Here is a 17,443-nt window from a genome sequence, read left to right as displayed (position 1 = left end):
TCACAAGAATTATAATTTTTCTAAAATAATATTAGTGTATTCTTATATTTATAATATAAAGGTCATAGTCTATGGAAAAAAAGGCCAGTTTGCGGCAACCTGCTGAAGAAATCTATGCGGATGAATTGCAAAGATTAAAAAGCCTTGATGATTTACCAAAGCCGAAAGGTTGGCTGTTGTCGCCGCGTTTTGTTCGGTGTTTCATTGTTGGTGATGAAAAAAAGGGCATTTCCCGTAAGATTTATGGCGAAGATAGTTTAATTGATCGTGCTATTGTTTCCTTGATGAGTGCGCAAGGGCTGATGTTGGCAGGAGAGCCGGGCACGGCAAAATCGCTACTATCAGAATTATTAGCCGCCGCCATTAGCGGTCATTCAGGGCTTATTGTGCAAGGTTCTGCTGGTACCAGTGAAGATCATATTCGCTATTCATGGAATTATGCTTTGCTGCTTGCTGAAGGGCCAAGTGAACGAGCGCTGGTTGCTTCCCCGATTTTTTCAGCTATGAAAGAAGGGCGCATCGTCCGCTTTGAAGAAATTACCCGTTGCCCGCCCGAAGTGCAAGATGCGCTGATTTCTATCATGTCCGAAAAATCTTTAGCAATACCTGAACTTGGTTCAAATGATGCTTTGCGTGCAGCGCCTGGGTTTAATATTATTGCAACGGCCAATTTACGTGACCGCGGCGTAAATGAAATGTCGAGCGCTTTAAAAAGACGTTTTAATTTTGAAATTGTTCATCCAATCAGTGATGGCGAGCAAGAGCGCGCCTTGGTGCGCCAACAGCTTGATGCGCGATTAGCACCGCTTGGCATTGAGGTTAGCAATATAGATGCAACAATAGATATTTTGGTTGAAACTTTTCAGGATTTGCGCACTGGCCGCACGCGTGAGGGGATAGCGCTCACTAAACCTGATGCGGTTATGTCAACGGCAGAAGCGGTAAATGTTATGCAGGCTGCCGTGCTGGAAGCGGCCTTTTTGGATAATGGCAGTGTATCGGGCGCCCATATCGCCCACCAAATACAAGGGGTTATTTTAAAAGATGAGCCGGAGGATGGCAAAAGATTTAAAGCCTATATTGATTATATAGTTAAAGATCGCGCCGGTAAAAAAGGCCCTTGGAGGGAATTTTACAGCGCAGCACGAGCCTTAAAACTCACATGACAAAACATCCGTCTTTTCTTTATGATGAAAGGTTGCAGATTACCATTGTGCCGGTACGCCATCATAGTCCGGCATGTGCTTTTGCTGTGCGTTTATTGCTTGACGAAATCAAGCCTAAAACGGTGCTGATTGAAGGCCCTAATCATTATGATCGCCTTATAGATCAGATCATTGATGATGGCACTGTTCCGCCAGTCGCCATTGTTACTTTTCCCTCTAAAAATGCGTTAGGTAGCAGCTATTATCCAATTTGTAGCCATAGCCCTGAATATATTGGCTTATTATGGGCACACCAAAACAAGGTCGAGACGCATTTTATTGATCTCCCCATTTTTTCCCGATTTCAAAATGATACATCTGACGATAATGATAATGATGACATTAGCGATAATGAAAGTGACGAAGAAAAACAAAGCCATATTGCCGATAAGTTCTTTCCCTTAAGCAAGGACTATTTTGATAGTAGTGATTATACCAAGGCACTTTGTCAAAAAATTGGTTGCCGCGATGGTGATGAATTATGGGACCAAATGTTTGAAACACAGCTTGGTGAAAGCGATTGGCGCGGTCTATTTTCAGGGATTGGTGTTTATTGTGATCATATGCGTCAATCTACTAATGATGAACTTTTGCAACGTGATGGCACTTTGGAGCGTGAAGCGCAAATGGCGGCAATTATTGCCCGCGAGAGCGCTAAAAAAACTGGTCCCATCGTAGTTATTGTTGGTGGTTTCCATGCACCTATTTTACTGGATTTGGTGCGTGCGCCACAACAAGCAAAGATCGTGGAAACGCTAGAGGAATCATATTTGATCCGCTATGGCTTTCGTCAGTTAAATGCCCTTACGGGCTATATGAGTGGATTGCCTTTTCCTTGGTATTATGATCGGCTTTGGCAACAACAAAATTGCATTGTTGAAGATGAAACAAAGCCAAGTAACGTTTTTGAGATTATTGCAGAAAAAATTGTAATCGAATTTATTGCGCATTTGCGCAAAGATATGCGCCATGAGCGTATCGCATTTCCAGCTTTAGTAAATGCGTTGGAAATGGCCAATGGCTTGGCGCAGTTGCGTGGCCATAAAGGGCCAATGCGCAGTGATATTATAGATGCTTTACGCACCGCTTTACTAAAAGGGCATGAAGGTGGCGAAGGCAGTGGAATCTTAGCCGAATTTTATTCGTTTTTAACGGGTTCTACCATTGGTGCAATATCGTCAAAAGCAGCTGTGCCACCGCTTTTACGCGATTTTTTTGCTAAAGCGCGTGCGTTAGGTATTAAGATTGATGATGGGGAGGCACGCAATCGTACTCTTGATATTTATCGCAAACCAAAACATCGCGCTATTAGCCGCTTTTTACATGGAATGAAGTTTTTAAATGTGCAATTTGCTAGTCGCACCGCTGGACCAGATTTTAGCAATGGTTATGCAACAGATCGTTTATTTGAAAACTGGACCATTCAATGGTCACCCTTGACCGAGGCGCGTTTAATCGAGCTTGCAAGTGAAAGTGACACATTACAAAAATCGCTATTGTTGCAATTATTTCACAATATTACTGCCTTGAAAGAAAATGGGCATGGTGGGGAGACGGCAAGCGCTGTTAGGCTTTTTATTAATGCTTGCGAAGCTGGTCTATCAGGGGCTGCAAAGCAAATATTACCGCTTATTGAACAAGAAATTATTGCAGATGCTAATCTTGTAAGTGTTGTTGATGGGTTAAAATCGGTGCTCGCCTTATGGCAAGCGCGTAAATGGCTGGCTTTGGATGATGAGCAAGTGGTGCGTGATTTAATTACCATTTGCTACCGCCGCGCCATGTTTTTACTACCCAATATTATTCATGCTGACAACGAACAAAGCATGGCTCTTGTTGATGCATTAGCGAATTTACGGGAATTGCTTATTTTAAGTGAACGGGAAGCAACAAAGCTTGATGGGGAAATATTTCAGGAAAGAATTGCAAATTTACTCACTAATACCGATGCGCCGCCCGCCATACGTGGTGCTATTGCCGCCCTTGCTTGTCTTAATGGCCAAATAAGTGATGAACAATTGGTTGAGCGTTTTGCAGGGGAAATACAGGCAGCTTATAGCACGAGTGAAGAGCGCGTTGGTTGGCTTCATGGGGTGATTACGATTTCGCGTGAATTATTATGGCGTGTATCGCAATTGATGGAAAAGGCAGATATGCTGCTGACGAGTTTTGATGACGATAGTTTCCTTGAAATATTACCCTTTTTGCGCTTGGCCTTTAGCCGCTTGGATCCAGATGAATTGGATCGGCTTGGTAAAAATATTGGTAAATATTATCATCAGGAAGATTTTTTATTGCTTCATTCTAGCCTTGATGAAAACACGGTATTACAACGATTGGCTCTTGAGCAAGATGTATTGGCGCAAATGCAAGAGGAGCAGCTTATATGACCAATTCGGTTGAAGGTTTACGCCGTTGGCGCCTTGTGCTTGGTCGCTATAGTGAAACGGGACTAGGCAGTGATTGTAAGCTTGGAGGTGTCGACATTGAGCGCGACCAAGCTTTTGATTATCTTTATTCACGCGAATTAAAACAAAGAGGATTGCGCCAAGAAAATGCGAAAAAAAGCCCATTAGGAGGTCGCGATTCAAGTGGTATTAAGCCGATTGATTGGCTGGAACAATTGCGAGGGATTTTTCCACAATCAGTATGTGAAGTGGTTGAAGGGCATGCTTTGCAAAATCTTGGCATGACCGAATTATTGAGCGATCCTAAAACTTTAAAAACGTTAACTCCGAATACAGATCTTTTGCGTAGCTTGATGCTTTATAAGGATAGAGCCAATCCCGCTATTCAAGCGACTATTCGCGATATTGCCAAAAAAATTATCGAAGATATAAAAAAGCGCTTAAAACTACGCTTAGAGCGCGCTGCATCAGGGCGGCGTAATCGTTTTCGGCGTGGCCATTTGCGGCGTATGCAGGATTTTGATTGGCGGGCAACCATTCGCGATAATCTTAAAAATTTTGATATTGTTAATCGCCGCATTATTGCTGATAAGTTGCGCTTTCATTCGCGATCAAGATCCTATTTCTCCAAGACTATTATTTTATGTGTTGACCAATCGGGATCAATGACTAGCTCTATTATTTATGCGGCTATCATGGCTTCTATTTTAGGTGGTCTTTCATCGGTTAAAACAAAGTTGGTGCTGTTTGATACGCGCATTGTTGATATGAGCGATCAACTTGCTGATCCTGTTTCGGTGCTTATGTCGGTGCAACTTGGTGGTGGTACCGATATTGGCATGGCGGTGAATTATTGTGAGCAATTGGTCGAGCAACCACGCCAAACCATTTTTGTGTTAATTAGCGATTTTTGTGAAGGTGGTTCACCCGCTAAATTATTGGCAGCTATTCGCCGTCTTGCTAGTGCGCAAGTAACAATGCTTGGCGTTGCAGCCCTTAATGATGATGGTATTGTTGATTATGATATAAGCATGGCACAACGCTTGGCAAAGGCTGGTATGGAGGTGGCGGCACTTACACCAGATAGGTTGGCAGATTGGCTAGGGGGAGTTATATCCTCATGATATCGCTCGCTCTCCATCAAGCTTTAGTAGCCTTTGACGAAAGTGCGCTTGAACTTTTAGCGAATAAGGGTTTGGTGCGTCGTGCTACCCGCGATATTGAGGGCGGCAAGGTTACATTTATCGATTGTGACGGTGATAATGCAACAGTTAAGGCGGATGGGGAAAGCGTTGCAATGGGTTTAGCCGGCCCTCTTAAGGCAAAATGCAGTTGCCCTGCCGCGTCTGTCTGCCGCCATAAGCTTGCAGCAACATTATTTTTACGCGCATTGCCGATTGAAGAAGGCCTTAAAACCAAGGATCAAATCAAGGATCAAATTTTGGAGCAAAGCCAAAGCGCTCGTGACGAGATTTGCGAGTTTTCATCAGCTATTCTGCAGCGTTTTGCCGGCAAAGCTGGATGGCAGGCAGCTCATGATATTGCGGCTAAGGGGGCAATCGTCAAAGAGGAAAAAAATAGCGTTCGTATTTTCATCATGGATGAGGAAATTTGCTATCTTTTGGGGCAGGGGCTAGAGGGGATGGTCTCGAAAATATCGCCTGCTAAGCGCAAAACATTTCATATTGCTGCCTTATTGATTGCCCGTAGAAAATGGCACATTAATGATGATGTCAGCGAAGAGAACGCGGTAATCATTAAAAAGCAAGCACCCGATAGCGGCTTTCTTGATAGTGTTGATGAAGCCTTATTGGATGCCTTGCGCACAGGGTTAAATATTGCACCCAAAGCTTTAGAGGAGCGTATCTTTGCGCTTTCTGTATCATCACGAGCGGATGCTTTACCAAGATTATCGGCGCTTTTGCGCATTTTAGCAAATCGTATTCGCGAGCGCAGAAAACGCGCTTTATCATTTGAAATTGAGCAATATTTACCATTTATTGCTCATATTGCCATGTTGGTGCGTATTTTAAGAAAAACCAATATAGATGATGAAAATTTCATAAAACTTGCAGGTGTTTATCGGCAAGATTATCTGCCAATTGGTGATATTGACTTAGTGGGTATGGGGGCTGAAATTTGGCGCACAACCACTGGCGCACGCGGCGTTAGTACAATTTTTTATGCGCCGCAAAACCAACAATGGTATAGTGGTGCTTTGGCGCGTCCATCGGGTGTCGATCCTTCCTTTATACCTGATAGTGCTTATTATACTGGGCATTTATTTGGCAAATCACCAAGGGATTTGAGCCGCAGCCAGTTGACTTTAACCGGCGCTTTGGCATCCCCCCAAGGGCGTTTATCAATGTCGCAAGGTGTTATAGCAAAAGATGTCAAGCTTTTTACTGGCACCTATACCGAGCTTGCTTGTGCCTATAGCGATTGGCAGGTTTTGGCTGATGATTTACAACAGGCTTTTATGCAAGGACTTTATAATATTGCCCCGACAATACAACCCGTTTTGCTAGTGCCAAGCAATAATTTTGAATATTATTTTGATGATTTACGTCAACAAGTGATCTGGCCAATTATGGATAGTAATGGCCAATGGTTGGCGCTAACATTGGATCATAATAGTGATAAGGAAGCGCGCATTATTGCGGTTGAATTACATTCAGGCAATAAAGTTGATGCGATTGTCGCTAATGTTGTTGTTGAGCAAGGGCGCTTTGCCTTGCGGCCAATTGCGGTTGTTTGCAAAAATATGATTGAAAATTTAGGGCTAGATGGCAAAACTGCCAATAAAAATTGGAGTTGGCATCGATTTTTAAACGCTATTCAAAATAAGCGCTTTGACTTTCAACAAAGTGATCGCGCAAATTTTGTTCTTGCTGATGCTTTGGACCAAATTCAATCGATTGCTGAAATTGGTTTTGCAAACCAGAGATATAAGGATAATTTGCAAAAGGCTGGCTCTATCCTTCAACAGGCGGGGTTCAGCAAATTTGCCAGTATGGCGACCATTATTGCTGAACAAGATTTTGCTGATAGTGAATTTGCAAAGCTTGCATATCCGCTATTGACGCTTATTTATGCACTTAACCAAGCAATGCAAAAATTGCGCTCCTTGCCCTATTTACAGCCGCTAAAATAGTTGGTTTGATAAATAGAGCTGAGATAAAAACGTAAAAATTTAAGTTGCCTCTTTATTGATGCGCTGTTCAATATAATGGGCAAGTGCGGTGGCGGCATTTAACATATGGGCGCGCATGTAAAGAGCAGCTTTTTCACCATCGCCTTGCGATATGGCTTGCATAACCATATCATGTTCTTGGCGAGATCTACTAATACGATTGTTTTCGCGCAATTGCAGGCGGCGAAAAGCACTCAATTTGGAGCGAATGGCAATGGCCTGTTCTTCTAAAAAACGATTATGGGTGGCATGATAGATTTTTTCATGAAACTTACGGTTCATGCGGTCATAATCATCGATTTGATTGTTAATGACCATGTCGTGTGATTGTTCATGAAGTTCCATTAAGGTACACCGCTCAAGCGGTGTCATTCTATAAGTGGCAAGGCGAACGCAGATCGCTTCAATTTCAGCCGTTGCTTCAAACATGTCCATAATGCGCTCAGCAGTTAGCGGTGTAACAATAAGACCGCGCCGGCCGCGTTTTTCAGCAAGGCCATTGGCCTCCAAATGACGTAAAGCTTCGCGCACGGGGGTGCGCGAAACGCCATATTTTATTGCAAGTTGCTGCTCGTCCAAATCAGAGCCTGGTGGCAGGGTGCCATCGGTGATTTCATCGCTTAAAGCATTTCTAATGCGTTCGGATAATAAAACCGTTTGTTCATCGCCACCAAATTTTTCACTCATATTCAACTTCTTTAAAAGATCATTTTTACTGCAAGAAATAATATTGACGGCCCCAAAAGGCAACCAAGACCGGTATGAAATGTTGCGGTTAGGGCGCCATAAGGCGCCAAACGCCTATCCGTTGCAGCCAAACCACCACTAACCCCGCTGACCGTCCCCATGAGCCCACCAAAAACCATGGCTGAACGTGGATTGTTAAGACCAATCATCTTGGCAACAAAGGGCGTACCAATCATTACCAAAATTGCTTTTAAAACGCCAGTCGCAATTGATATCGCCATAACGGCAGAATCGGCACCAATTGCCGCACCTGTTACTGGGCCAACAATGTAGGTAACTGCCCCGGCGCCAATTGTTGTTAAGGCAATCGGGTCGGTGTAGCCAAAGGCAAAAGCAACGATTACTCCCACGATGAAGGGAAAAAATGTGCCAAGTAATAATGCAACAAAGCCAATAAGACCTGCCTTTTTTGCTTGTTCAACATCCACCTCAAAAGCGGTGGCAACAATTGCAAAATCGCGCAACATAGCGCCGCCCATTAAGCCAATGCCGGTTAAGCCAACCACATCGGCAAGCCCCTTTTGACCGCCGGTCGCGATGCCTCCCCAAAAGGCAAGGGCAAGGCCGATGATAATGGCAATCGCTGACCCATGTACGCGCCCAAAGGTTAGATATTTGGACAGCATGGCTGAAATCCACATGACAATACCGATAAAGGCAAAAGCAGTAATTAGCGCATTATGTTGCAAAACGCTCATAATCATCTCAACCATTTTTGCCCTCCGCTTTTTCGCGTGCTTCAATCTCGTCCATGGTTTCCACTGTGCCACTCATTTTGCCGATAATTGCAACTGAAGCAAAACAAACAGCAACAGCGCTCACTGCAGCAATAACAACGAGTGGCCCACCTTCAACCGCTGCAACAACATTTTGGCTGGCTGCCATGGCGACCACGATCGGGATATAAAGACTACCCCAAAACTCAACGCCAAAAATAACGCCGCGACTTAAAATATTTTTATTTTTGAGCCATAAACGCATAGCGATTAATAGCATCATCGCTATACCAACACCGCCAACATTGGCATGCACGCCAAGAATTTTACCCAATAAATCTCCTAAAAAACCACCCAATAGGGTGCAAATCGCCAGAAGTGCGACACCTGATATAGTCATTTACCCCTCCCATGCTGCCAATTGCAGTTTCCCCCAAAGGACAGCTTCCCCATATGAATGAAAAATGTATTGCGTTTTAGATTTTTTCCTCATTTATGTATCCTCCCACTGGATAAATATGGTTTATAGTATACACAAAAAAATATTATGGACAATATAAATACATTGAGATAGATTATCTTTATATTTGTATGCGGGAGGACTCGATGAGAAACTGGAACTGCCAAAAACAAGCATTGGAGCAAAGAATTGCGTCGGGGAGCGCCTTTGCTAAAGGTAAAATTGTCGAGCGGACAAATATTGAAAAATTATTGGCGGCGGTGATCCGCTCTGGCGACCGTGTTTGCCTTGAGGGGGATAATCAAAAACAAGCGGATATATTAGCTAAAGCGCTAGCTGCGCAAGATGCTGACCAGCTTAACAATTTGCATATGGTGCAATCGGGCATTGTTTTACCAGAGCATTTGGATGTTTTTGAAAAAGGCATTGCCAAACGGCTTGATTATTCTTATTCGGGGCCGCAATCGGCGCGTATCGCCCGCATGCTGTTTGGCGGCAAAATTGAACTTGGCGCAGTGCATACATATCTTGAATTATTCGCCCGTTACTTCATTGATTTAACACCTAATGTTGCATTAATTGCCGCCGTAAGCGCGGATAAATATGGTAATCTTTACACTGGCCCCAATACAGAAGATACCCCAACAGTTGTCGAGGCAACCGCCTATAAAAGCGGTTTGGTTATTGCGCAAGTGGGCGAAATTGTTGATAAGGTTCCCCGTGTTGATATTCCAGGTGATCTTGTGCATTTTGTGGTTGATACGCAAAAGCCGTTTTATGTTGAGCCATTATTTACTCGTGACCCCGGTGCAATAACTGAAACGCAAATCTTGATTGCGATGATGGCGCTAAAAGGCATCTATCTTCCCTATGAGGTCAAGCGACTTAATCACGGTATTGGTTTTAGTACGGCAGCTATTGAGTTATTATTGCCCACTTATGGCGAAAAGCTGGGGCTAAAAGGCAAATCCTGCACGCATTTTGCCTTAAATCCGCATCCAACCCTAATTCCAGCCATTGAAGCGGGATGGGTGGAGCAGATCCACTGTTTTGGATCTGAAGTTGGTATGGAGGACTATATTCGGGCGCGTTCGGATGTTTTCTTTACGGGGCCTGATGGCTCACTGCGCTCTAACCGAGCTTTTTGCCAAACCGCAGGCCTTTATGCTTGTGATATGTTTATTGGCTCAACCTTGCAAATTGATCTTAATGGCCATAGCTCCACCATTACTACTGATCGTGTGGCGGGGTTTGGTGGTGCGCCCAATATGGGGTCAGATCCCCATGGTCGCCGTCATAGTAGCCCTGCTTGGTTAAAGGCAGGGGAAGAAGCACAACCAGACATTCCTGCGAATTTACGCCGTGGTCGAAAGCTTGTCGTGCAACTTGGTGAAACCTTTGGTGCTAATAATGTGCCGCTTTTTGTCGAGAAGTTGGATGCCGAAGTTTTGGCCGAAAAGCTTGGCCTCGATCTTGCGCCAATTATGGTTTATAATGACGATGTTAGCCATATTGTAACCGAAGAAGGCATTGCCAATCTATTGCTTTGCCGCAATGCAACTGAGCGCGAGCAAGCCATTCGCGGTGTTGCCGGCTATACGGATATTGGTCGTCAGCGTGATAAAAAAATGGTGGAAACTTTAAGGGCGCGCGGTGTTATTCAGCGCCCCATTGATTTGGGCATTGATCCGCTTGATGCTGATCGGCGTTATTTGGCCGCGCGTTCCATCAAGGATATTATGGTGCAATCAGGGGGGCTTTACAATCCTCCTAGCCGTTTTCGTAATTGGTGAGGGGAGCAATCATGGAAAACATGAAATTTGAGTTTTTAACCAATAGAGCAGCGCAACCCCAAAGAAAGCAAGTTATTATCGGCGTTGTTGCCTCGGGTAATCTTGAGGCTTTGGTGGAGCGCATTGATGATAAAACCCGTTGCATTATTGATGTGGAAACAGCTTCGCATGGCTTTGAGCCAATATGGCAAGCGGTGATGGGGGATTTTGTCGAGCAGTATGCGGTTGGTGGTTTGCGCATCTCGATTAATGATGGTGGGGCGCGACCTGATACGGTGTCGCTGCGTCTTGCACAAGCCTTGCGTTTAATGGAGGAAGTCGAATGACGAATTCAGCTCAACTTTCCAATAAAAATGAATCTATAAGCTATTATGAAGCAAGTGCGCGACAAAGAATAGATTATCTGGTTGATAAGCATAGTTTTCAAGAATTTATCGGCCCAGAACAACGCGTTGTTAGCCCACATCTTAAATTGTTCAATCTACCAGAACAATTTGATGATGGTATTGTTATTGGCCGTGCCATGCTTGAGCAAAAGCCGATATTCATTGCCGCGCAAGAGGGGCGTTTTATGGGTGGTGCAATTGGCGAGGTTCATGGTGCAAAATTGCTAGGGCTGATAAAGGCGGCACAGCATGAAAACCATGATCTTGTGCTTTTGCTTGATAGCGGCGGCGTGCGATTGCAAGAAGCCAATGCTGGCGAAATTGCGATTGCTGAAATTATGCGGGCAGTTGTTGAGGCGCGGCTTAGTGGCATCAAGGTTGTGGTTTTAATTGGCGGGCGTTTTGGTTGCTATGGGGGCGCTGGTCTTATCAGTGCTTGCGCCAGTAAAATTGTTATGTCCGAATATGGGCGCATGAGTGTAAGCGGCCCAGAAGTTATTGAAACCAATAAGGGGGTAGAGGAGTTTGACTCGCGCGATCGTGCGCTTGTGTGGCGCACAATGGGCGGTAAACATCGCAGCCTAATGCAAGATGCGGACTATTTTGTTGCCGATGACATATTAGCCTTTAGGCACGCTGCAATAACTGCTTTAGATCAAGATGAGCAATTTGGATTTGCCGCTTTAAAGCAACAGCAAGAAAAGCTTGAAAGCCGGCTTAATAATTTTGGTGATGCTAAAGATGCAATCGATATTTGGACAAAATTGGGTATTAGCAACGCGCAAGAAGTTCCATCGCTTTCTGATGATCAATTTTTACAACTCTTAAGCGGCGTAAAACAAGCTTATTGCAGTGATGCATCAAAAAATGTCGCAACAACTACTGCAACGCCAACCCAGCCATTGCCTGATGGGTTAAATCAATTATTATCATCTTTGTTTGTAGACCAATTTACGGTAACGGTGAGTAATAATCATATTATCGGGCAAGCAAGTTTAAATGGCACGCCTTGTCATATTATTGGCATTGCTAATAGTGCACCAATTGCCATTGATGATGCCAATATTTTATCGCGGCATATTATCAATATCGTTGAAAATCATCCCAAGCAGGCAATTTTGGTGTTGGTGGATTCTGCTAGCCAAAATATGAGCAAACGTGATGAATTATTGGGTCTTAATCAATATTTATCGCAATTGGCCAAAGCATTGATTTTTGCTTCGCTTAATGGGCATGTAACGATTGGTGTTTTATACGGCCATAGTGCGGCAGGTGCTTTTATTGCCAGCGCTCTTGCCACCCAATCACTTATTGCCTTGCCTGATGCTTATCCAGCCGTGATGGATTTGCCGTCAATGGCGCGGGTTACTAAATTATCGATTGATCAACTGACCGAAATGGCCAAGGCAACGCCGGTTTTTGCTCCAGGGCTTCTAAACCTTTATAAGACTGGCGGAATAGATGAGATTTGGCCAAATGACGGCAATGTCGATATAAAGGCGCAAAAACTCCTTAGCCTTTATCAAAGTCTTGAGGGGCAGCGCCCTCATGATAAAAGGGCGCAGTTGGGCTTGGAAAGAGGGGGGCGATTAAAGACATTGCCTTTGTCAAATGCTGTTATAAAACTTGCAAATTATGATGGGTGATCTTCATCGTCATGACCTTGTTTGGCTTGATGCGACAGGTTGGCAAGCTTTATATGAGCAATATCACTTTGATGTGTTGAAAGAGTGGGAGGCAAAAAACTTCCCCCTCATTGTTACGCAACAACCAATGCTGAAAAATAATGATGATCTGTTGCTTGGTTTGCCTTTACCTCCAACTATGGGCAAGGCAAGAATATCGCTCATAAGTCATAAACATTACATAAGCAAAACAACTCCGCCACCTTTGCTAAGTGAGTTAGCGCGTTATGCACCTTATGATTGGCAAAACCTGATTAAGGCGATGATACAAATTGACGCAAATTTTAGAGTGTTTGGTAGTCTATGCTGGCAAGCGTTAACAAATATGCATTATATCAGTAAAACTTCCGATCTTGATTTGTGCTTAGCTGTCTTACCAAGGCAAGATTATGTTTTAAATCTATGTAATAGCATTGAAAGCATCAATAAAACTGCATTGATGCGTATTGATGTGGAGCTGATTAGACCAAAGGGCGGTGTTCATTATCAAGAAATATTACGTCAATATAAGGATGATATAATCGTAAAAACCAATACTGGTGTGGTGCTGATGCCTTTTGCAACATGGGTGGGGGAGAATGAAGATGACTTATCAGTTAAACAAACAGTCTGGTCAGTTTAACAAACAATTTGGTCAGTTAAAAAACAGTCTGGTTTTTAATGATATTGGGCAACAAGGTGATGCCATTGCCAATAAAGCATATGACGCCCTCATCAAGGAATTGCAGACTTATCCAAAGCCCGGCCTTGTAAGTCATATAGATAATGGCGCGCATGCGGATATGGATTATGCAATATTGGCAAAGAGCGCTGGTGCTATTCGACCATTTTTTAAAGATTTATTTATTGCTGGTACAAAAAGCGCACAAATGAATGAGCTACGTTGCATCGGTATAGCTGCCGAACAGGCAATGATACAGGTAACCAATGGTATAAATGCCCATCGTGGCGCAATTTTTGCTCTTGGTTTACTATGCGCAGCCTATGGGTTTAAAACGCAAAATTTTCCGCTGCCTATAAAGCTAGGTACTATTATCGCCAATCAGTGGGGGCATGATATTTCACATGGGCCAATTAGTTTGACAAGTCATGGCACCAAAGTATTGCGCTTATATGGCGCAGGTGGTGCGCGTGAAGAGGCAGCAAGGGGCTATCCATCCCTATATGAAATTGGTTTGCCGGCATTACATGAGGCGCGCAAGTGGACAAAGGTGGAAGAAGCACAACGGATTCATGTCACGATGCGATTGTTAGCCAAAATCTGCGACACCAATTTACTGCATCGCGGAGGTATCGAAGGTATGACTTTTGCGCAGCACACTGCGCAAAAATTTATCGAAGATGGTTCTATTACACAGATTGATTGGCAAAAAAAGGCCGCGGAAATACATGATAACTTCATTAAACGCAATTTGTCGCCGGGTGGCGTTGCCGATATGCTGGCTGCTACCGTGTTTTTAGAATGCTTGGGGGATGGATAGAAAATGTTTGCTTTATTATGCGGCGGGCAAGGACGTTTAACGCCGCAATCCTTAGATTTGGGTGCAAATAGTTCGAAAAATAGTGATTTGCTTCATGCTGCCGGCGTTTTATTAGGCCATGATCCGTTAAAGTTTTTACGTGAAAGTGATCCGCAAACACGGTCAAGTAATTACTATAACCAATTCTTTTCTGTACTTACTGCCCTATGCCATTATAATTTAATTAAGGATCATTTACCAGAACGCATATGCGTGGCTGGTTATAGTGTTGGCGAGGTTGCAGCTTTTGCTATTGCCAATATTTGGCAGCCAACAGAAGCATTGGCTATCACATTAAAACGGGCAACCTTGATGGATAGCGCTCATTCAATAAAGGCGCGGCTAGCTTTTGTTATGGGGCTAAGTGAAGCACAATTACAAACGCCTTTGCATCAAGCTAATTGTGTCATTGCTATTCATAATCCAGATAATTTTTTTATACTTGCTGGCAATGAAAATGATATTGAAACACTATGCGAAGAATTGCGCAATATAGGGGCAACGCGCTGTGATGTTCTAGATGTGTTTATTCCCTCGCATACGCCATTTCTTGCAAATGCGGTTCAACCCTTTTATGATTTTATAGCAGCAAAGCCATTTAATGCAATGGATGATAATCGTTTGCTTTTTAGTGGTCTTGATGGTGGCCGTATTTTTAAAGTGCAAGATGGTTTAAAAAAACTTGCCGAGGAAATTGCTCAACGGCTTGATTGGCAAGCAGTTTTACAGGCATTGAGTGAGCAAGGGGTAACGTCTATCCTTGATCTTGGTCCGGGTAACGCATTGGCAAATATGATTAAAAGTTATTATCCTGCAATGTCTGCTTATGCAGTTGGTGATTTTCAAACGATTGATGGAATCGAAATGTGGTTAAAAAGGCAGGAATAAGTTTAAGGTGGGGAATGCGTTATTTTAGCTTTTAAGTAAAATTAATATAAGATTTTTAGTATTTTTATAAGCTTTAATATAGATAAATTATTGTTTAATTCTTTTTTTAAAAGAAAAAAATATATAATATATAACTAATATAATATGTAATTAAAAATATCAATAAAAATATATGTACAGTTAGATTATTGTTGAATAATATTTGATGCTGTAATAAATATAGCAATGCTTTAATTTATATTTGTGACTATACGCAATATTTTACCATGTATAGTTATATATTTAACTTAGCTAGCATAGCATTCTCTTTCTTAATATTTTTAACCATGTGGGGCATTTAAATGGCTTTAGGAAATTTCTGGTCTAGTTGGAATTTTACATCTACTGCAGGTGTAAAGGAGATTAGCGGCAGTGATAATAATGATATTATCAAGGTTTGGTCAAATGTTGAAAGTTCTGCAGGCGCATCAACCAGTATTGATGTTGGCAATGGCAATGATAGCATTTTTGTTGGTGGTCGGTTAAAGGGGAGTGGCTCAAATTCGATTACCGGTGGCGATGGCAATAAGCTCCTTAATGTATGGGGTGGTTTGGATGCTACAGCAGGGGCTGAAAATAGCATTGTATTTGGCGATGGCAATCATGGTTTAACCTTTTTTTGGGGTATGAAAACCAATAATCTTGGTAGCAACACCATTAGTTTGGGTGATGGCACGGATGTTATTTCTATTTTAGGCAATGTACAATCAAGTAACCAAAATCGGGTTGCGCTTGGTGATGGAACAAAAACGCTTAAAATTACGGGTAGTGTTACAGCAGCGAGTGAAGCTGCAAATCTGTTTTCAATGGGTGAGGGTACCCATATCGCAAGTGTTTGGGGCAGTATTGATGCCGCTTCAAATGGCGTAAATTCTTTCTCTTTTGGTGCTGGAAAAACGGTTTTATCTATCGGTGGCCGTCTTCTTGCCAGTGGAACGAACAGAATTACCGCAGCTGCAGGTGACCACGTAGTTACTATTGCCCGCGGCATTGAATCGCGCGTTGGCGGTGAAAATTCATTAACTTTTGGTGATGGTAATACGGTTTTAACGGTAACTAATGGCGTTTATGCAAGTGGCTTTAATCAGTTTGTTATCGGTGCTGGCGATCATGTAGTAACCATAGTTGGTAACTTTACTGCTAGCAATACTGGCTCAAATATCTTTACAGTAAATGGCGGCAAAACTGTTCTAACCATTTCAGGTCTTGTTGAAAGCTATCATCTTAATGAAATTACAACGAGCGCTGGTGATGATTTCTTGACCTTTGCTCGCGGTATGGTTAGCCATGAAAACGGTATTAATAGTATTAGTTCAGGCGCAGGTAACGATACACTGCTATTTACAAATAAAGTGATTGCTGCTGGAACCAATCACATTGATGCCGGCGAGGGTGACGATAAGATTGTGTTTAGTCGCGGTCTTGAAGCGCAAAATGGCGGCAAAAACGAAGTTTTCGCTGGTGAAGGCAATGATGTTGTTGAGATTTATGGCAAGGTGTTAGCATCTGGAACAGGCTATAACCTTATTGATACGGGCGATGGCAATGACCGAATTTCGCTTAATGGCTTTATTCAGCAAGGTGCATTGCAAATTAATGCTGGCGAGGGTTATGACACATTAGAGCTTAACTCGCTTACTGTTGCTGGCTTTAATACTTATTATCAAACATGGCTAACCGACATGTTCCATACAGATGGTATGGCAAATAGCAATCTTGATGTATTGCGCGTTGACTCTGTAAAATCATTTGGCTTTGCAAGTCTTGATTGGCTTGGCGCTTTGATTAATGAATTTAACGAAAATCACAATAATCAGCTTGGTCTTGAAGTTGATATTAGCGGTTATGGTCGCAATATTAATGCTGGAAATCTGTTTAGTGATGATTTTAGCTCTGCAGTTACAGCGCTTGACCTTACTGGTAATGGTAAAAATACATTAAGTTTTAATGGTTCGCTTTTTGATAATGGCTTTGATGATAAAAGTCTTAATATTAAGGGTGACGGTAGCGATGTTGTTAAGCTTGATAATAGCTGGTCGCTTACTGACGGCAGCTATACGGATGGTGCTGGTGTTGTTTATAGTGTCTATGCTCATGGTGATGAAAGCCTTCACATCCAAGCAGGTGTTAATGTAACAATCGTTTAATATTTACAAATATTTAAGGACTGGCTCTTTTCATGTGATTGAAAGGAGCCAGTTTTTTTATGTCTTTTATCTTTACAAAAGTTCTATCAGTCAATGATTGTTTGACTTTATTGTGAGGATCTTTGACAAGTTTGGCGCAAGATGGCTTTCATCTTTTGTGGTTAAGGTGGCTTAAAGGGGGGAGTAATAGGCAATGCAATAGTCTTTGTAATCCTTATACTTCTCTATTTTTCAATACAATTTTTGGAGAAAATAG

General features: G+C 42.8%; 14 protein-coding genes and 1 pseudogene. 12 read left to right on the top strand and 3 right to left on the bottom strand.

Going from position 1 to position 17,443, the window contains the following annotated elements; translation table 11 throughout:
• The first annotated feature begins 71 nt into the window (after positions 1-71).
• From N6B01_RS12345 to N6B01_RS12330, 4 genes are read left to right on the top strand one after another with little or no spacing between them, the layout of a single operon-like run.
• On the top strand, positions 72-1,166 hold the full coding sequence (locus tag N6B01_RS12345) for an ATP-binding protein (RefSeq protein WP_262079019.1): 1,095 nt from the start codon (positions 72-74) through the stop codon (positions 1,164-1,166).
• Entirely contained in the window at positions 1,163-3,595 is a 2,433-nt protein-coding gene (locus N6B01_RS12340) for a DUF5682 family protein (RefSeq protein WP_262079017.1), read from the top strand. The genes N6B01_RS12345 and N6B01_RS12340 overlap by 4 nt, the downstream gene beginning before the upstream one ends.
• Positions 3,592-4,737 (top strand): VWA domain-containing protein, encoded by a 1,146-nt coding sequence (locus tag N6B01_RS12335; protein ID WP_262079015.1) that lies wholly within the window; start codon positions 3,592-3,594, stop codon positions 4,735-4,737. Before N6B01_RS12340 ends, N6B01_RS12335 begins: the two co-directional genes overlap by 4 nt.
• On the top strand, positions 4,734-6,767 hold the full coding sequence (locus N6B01_RS12330; protein ID WP_262079014.1) for a hypothetical protein: 2,034 nt from the start codon (positions 4,734-4,736) through the stop codon (positions 6,765-6,767). The genes N6B01_RS12335 and N6B01_RS12330 overlap by 4 nt, the downstream gene beginning before the upstream one ends.
• Positions 6,768-6,806: 39 nt before the next feature.
• Here N6B01_RS12330 and N6B01_RS12325 read toward each other — a convergent pair whose 3' ends face one another.
• From N6B01_RS12325 to madL, 3 genes are read right to left on the bottom strand one after another with little or no spacing between them, the layout of a single operon-like run.
• A complete protein-coding gene (locus N6B01_RS12325) occupies positions 6,807-7,493 on the bottom strand; it encodes a GntR family transcriptional regulator (protein ID WP_262079013.1) in 687 nt (228 codons plus the stop codon).
• Positions 7,494-7,504: 11 nt separating this feature from the next.
• Positions 7,505-8,266: a malonate transporter subunit MadM gene (gene madM / locus N6B01_RS12320; RefSeq protein ID WP_262079012.1), complete on the bottom strand. Its 762-nt coding sequence runs from the start codon at positions 8,264-8,266 to the stop codon at positions 7,505-7,507.
• Complete coding sequence (gene madL, locus N6B01_RS12315) at positions 8,259-8,669, bottom strand: malonate transporter subunit MadL (protein ID WP_182418057.1); 411 nt, start codon at positions 8,667-8,669, stop codon at positions 8,259-8,261. Before madL ends, madM begins: the two co-directional genes overlap by 8 nt.
• 206 nt (positions 8,670-8,875) lie before the next feature.
• Between madL and mdcA the strand changes: the two genes are divergently transcribed.
• From mdcA to N6B01_RS12275, 8 genes and pseudogenes are all read left to right on the top strand, one after another.
• Positions 8,876-10,522, top strand: a complete 1,647-nt coding sequence (gene mdcA, locus N6B01_RS12310; protein WP_262079011.1) for a malonate decarboxylase subunit alpha — start codon at positions 8,876-8,878, stop codon at positions 10,520-10,522.
• Between the two features lie 11 nt (positions 10,523-10,533).
• Positions 10,534-10,848, top strand: coding sequence for a malonate decarboxylase acyl carrier protein (gene mdcC, locus N6B01_RS12305; RefSeq protein WP_262079010.1), 315 nt, complete (start codon positions 10,534-10,536; stop codon positions 10,846-10,848).
• A pseudogene (locus N6B01_RS12300) lies at positions 10,845-11,732 on the top strand (biotin-independent malonate decarboxylase subunit beta); the annotation flags it as partial. The gene mdcC and the pseudogene N6B01_RS12300, both read left to right, overlap by 4 nt.
• A gap of 138 nt (positions 11,733-11,870) precedes the next feature.
• Positions 11,871-12,554, top strand: a complete 684-nt coding sequence (locus N6B01_RS12295) for a biotin-independent malonate decarboxylase subunit gamma (RefSeq protein WP_410007267.1) — start codon at positions 11,871-11,873, stop codon at positions 12,552-12,554.
• A complete protein-coding gene (gene mdcG / locus N6B01_RS12290) occupies positions 12,544-13,215 on the top strand; it encodes a malonate decarboxylase holo-[acyl-carrier-protein] synthase (protein ID WP_262079009.1) in 672 nt (223 codons plus the stop codon). The genes N6B01_RS12295 and mdcG overlap by 11 nt, the downstream gene beginning before the upstream one ends.
• Positions 13,178-14,074 (top strand): triphosphoribosyl-dephospho-CoA synthase MdcB, encoded by an 897-nt coding sequence (gene mdcB / locus N6B01_RS12285; RefSeq protein WP_262079008.1) that lies wholly within the window; start codon positions 13,178-13,180, stop codon positions 14,072-14,074. Before mdcG ends, mdcB begins: the two co-directional genes overlap by 38 nt.
• A gap of 3 nt (positions 14,075-14,077) precedes the next feature.
• A complete protein-coding gene (locus tag N6B01_RS12280) occupies positions 14,078-15,001 on the top strand; it encodes an ACP S-malonyltransferase (protein ID WP_262079006.1) in 924 nt (307 codons plus the stop codon).
• A 341-nt stretch (positions 15,002-15,342) separates the two neighbouring features.
• Positions 15,343-17,187, top strand: coding sequence for an autotransporter outer membrane beta-barrel domain-containing protein (locus N6B01_RS12275; protein WP_262079005.1), 1,845 nt, complete (start codon positions 15,343-15,345; stop codon positions 17,185-17,187).
• Positions 17,188-17,443 lie beyond the last annotated feature (256 nt).

Origin of the sequence: Bartonella sp. HY406, from assembly GCF_025449315.1 — a bacterium.
GTDB lineage: Bacteria > Pseudomonadota > Alphaproteobacteria > Rhizobiales > Rhizobiaceae > HY038.
This window is presented reverse-complemented; position numbering and strand designations above follow the sequence as displayed.

Excerpts from the sequence above, each read along its gene's own strand:
- madL (WP_182418057.1), bottom strand. The coding sequence starts at position 8,669 with ATGACTATATCAGGTGTCGCACTTCTGGCGATTTGCACCCTATTGGGT.
- N6B01_RS12280 (WP_262079006.1), top strand. The coding sequence starts at position 14,078 with ATGTTTGCTTTATTATGCGGCGGGCAAGGACGTTTAACGCCGCAATCC.
- N6B01_RS12345 (WP_262079019.1), top strand. The coding sequence starts at position 72 with ATGGAAAAAAAGGCCAGTTTGCGGCAACCTGCTGAAGAAATCTATGCG.
- mdcC (WP_262079010.1), top strand. The coding sequence starts at position 10,534 with ATGGAAAACATGAAATTTGAGTTTTTAACCAATAGAGCAGCGCAACCC.
- N6B01_RS12275 (WP_262079005.1), top strand. The coding sequence starts at position 15,343 with ATGGCTTTAGGAAATTTCTGGTCTAGTTGGAATTTTACATCTACTGCA.
- mdcA (WP_262079011.1), top strand. The coding sequence starts at position 8,876 with ATGAGAAACTGGAACTGCCAAAAACAAGCATTGGAGCAAAGAATTGCG.
- N6B01_RS12340 (WP_262079017.1), top strand. The coding sequence starts at position 1,163 with ATGACAAAACATCCGTCTTTTCTTTATGATGAAAGGTTGCAGATTACC.
- madM (WP_262079012.1), bottom strand. The coding sequence starts at position 8,266 with ATGGTTGAGATGATTATGAGCGTTTTGCAACATAATGCGCTAATTACT.
- N6B01_RS12325 (WP_262079013.1), bottom strand. The coding sequence starts at position 7,493 with ATGAGTGAAAAATTTGGTGGCGATGAACAAACGGTTTTATTATCCGAA.
- N6B01_RS12335 (WP_262079015.1), top strand. The coding sequence starts at position 3,592 with ATGACCAATTCGGTTGAAGGTTTACGCCGTTGGCGCCTTGTGCTTGGT.
- mdcG (WP_262079009.1), top strand. The coding sequence starts at position 12,544 with ATGATGGGTGATCTTCATCGTCATGACCTTGTTTGGCTTGATGCGACA.
- N6B01_RS12330 (WP_262079014.1), top strand. The coding sequence starts at position 4,734 with ATGATATCGCTCGCTCTCCATCAAGCTTTAGTAGCCTTTGACGAAAGT.
- mdcB (WP_262079008.1), top strand. The coding sequence starts at position 13,178 with ATGACTTATCAGTTAAACAAACAGTCTGGTCAGTTTAACAAACAATTT.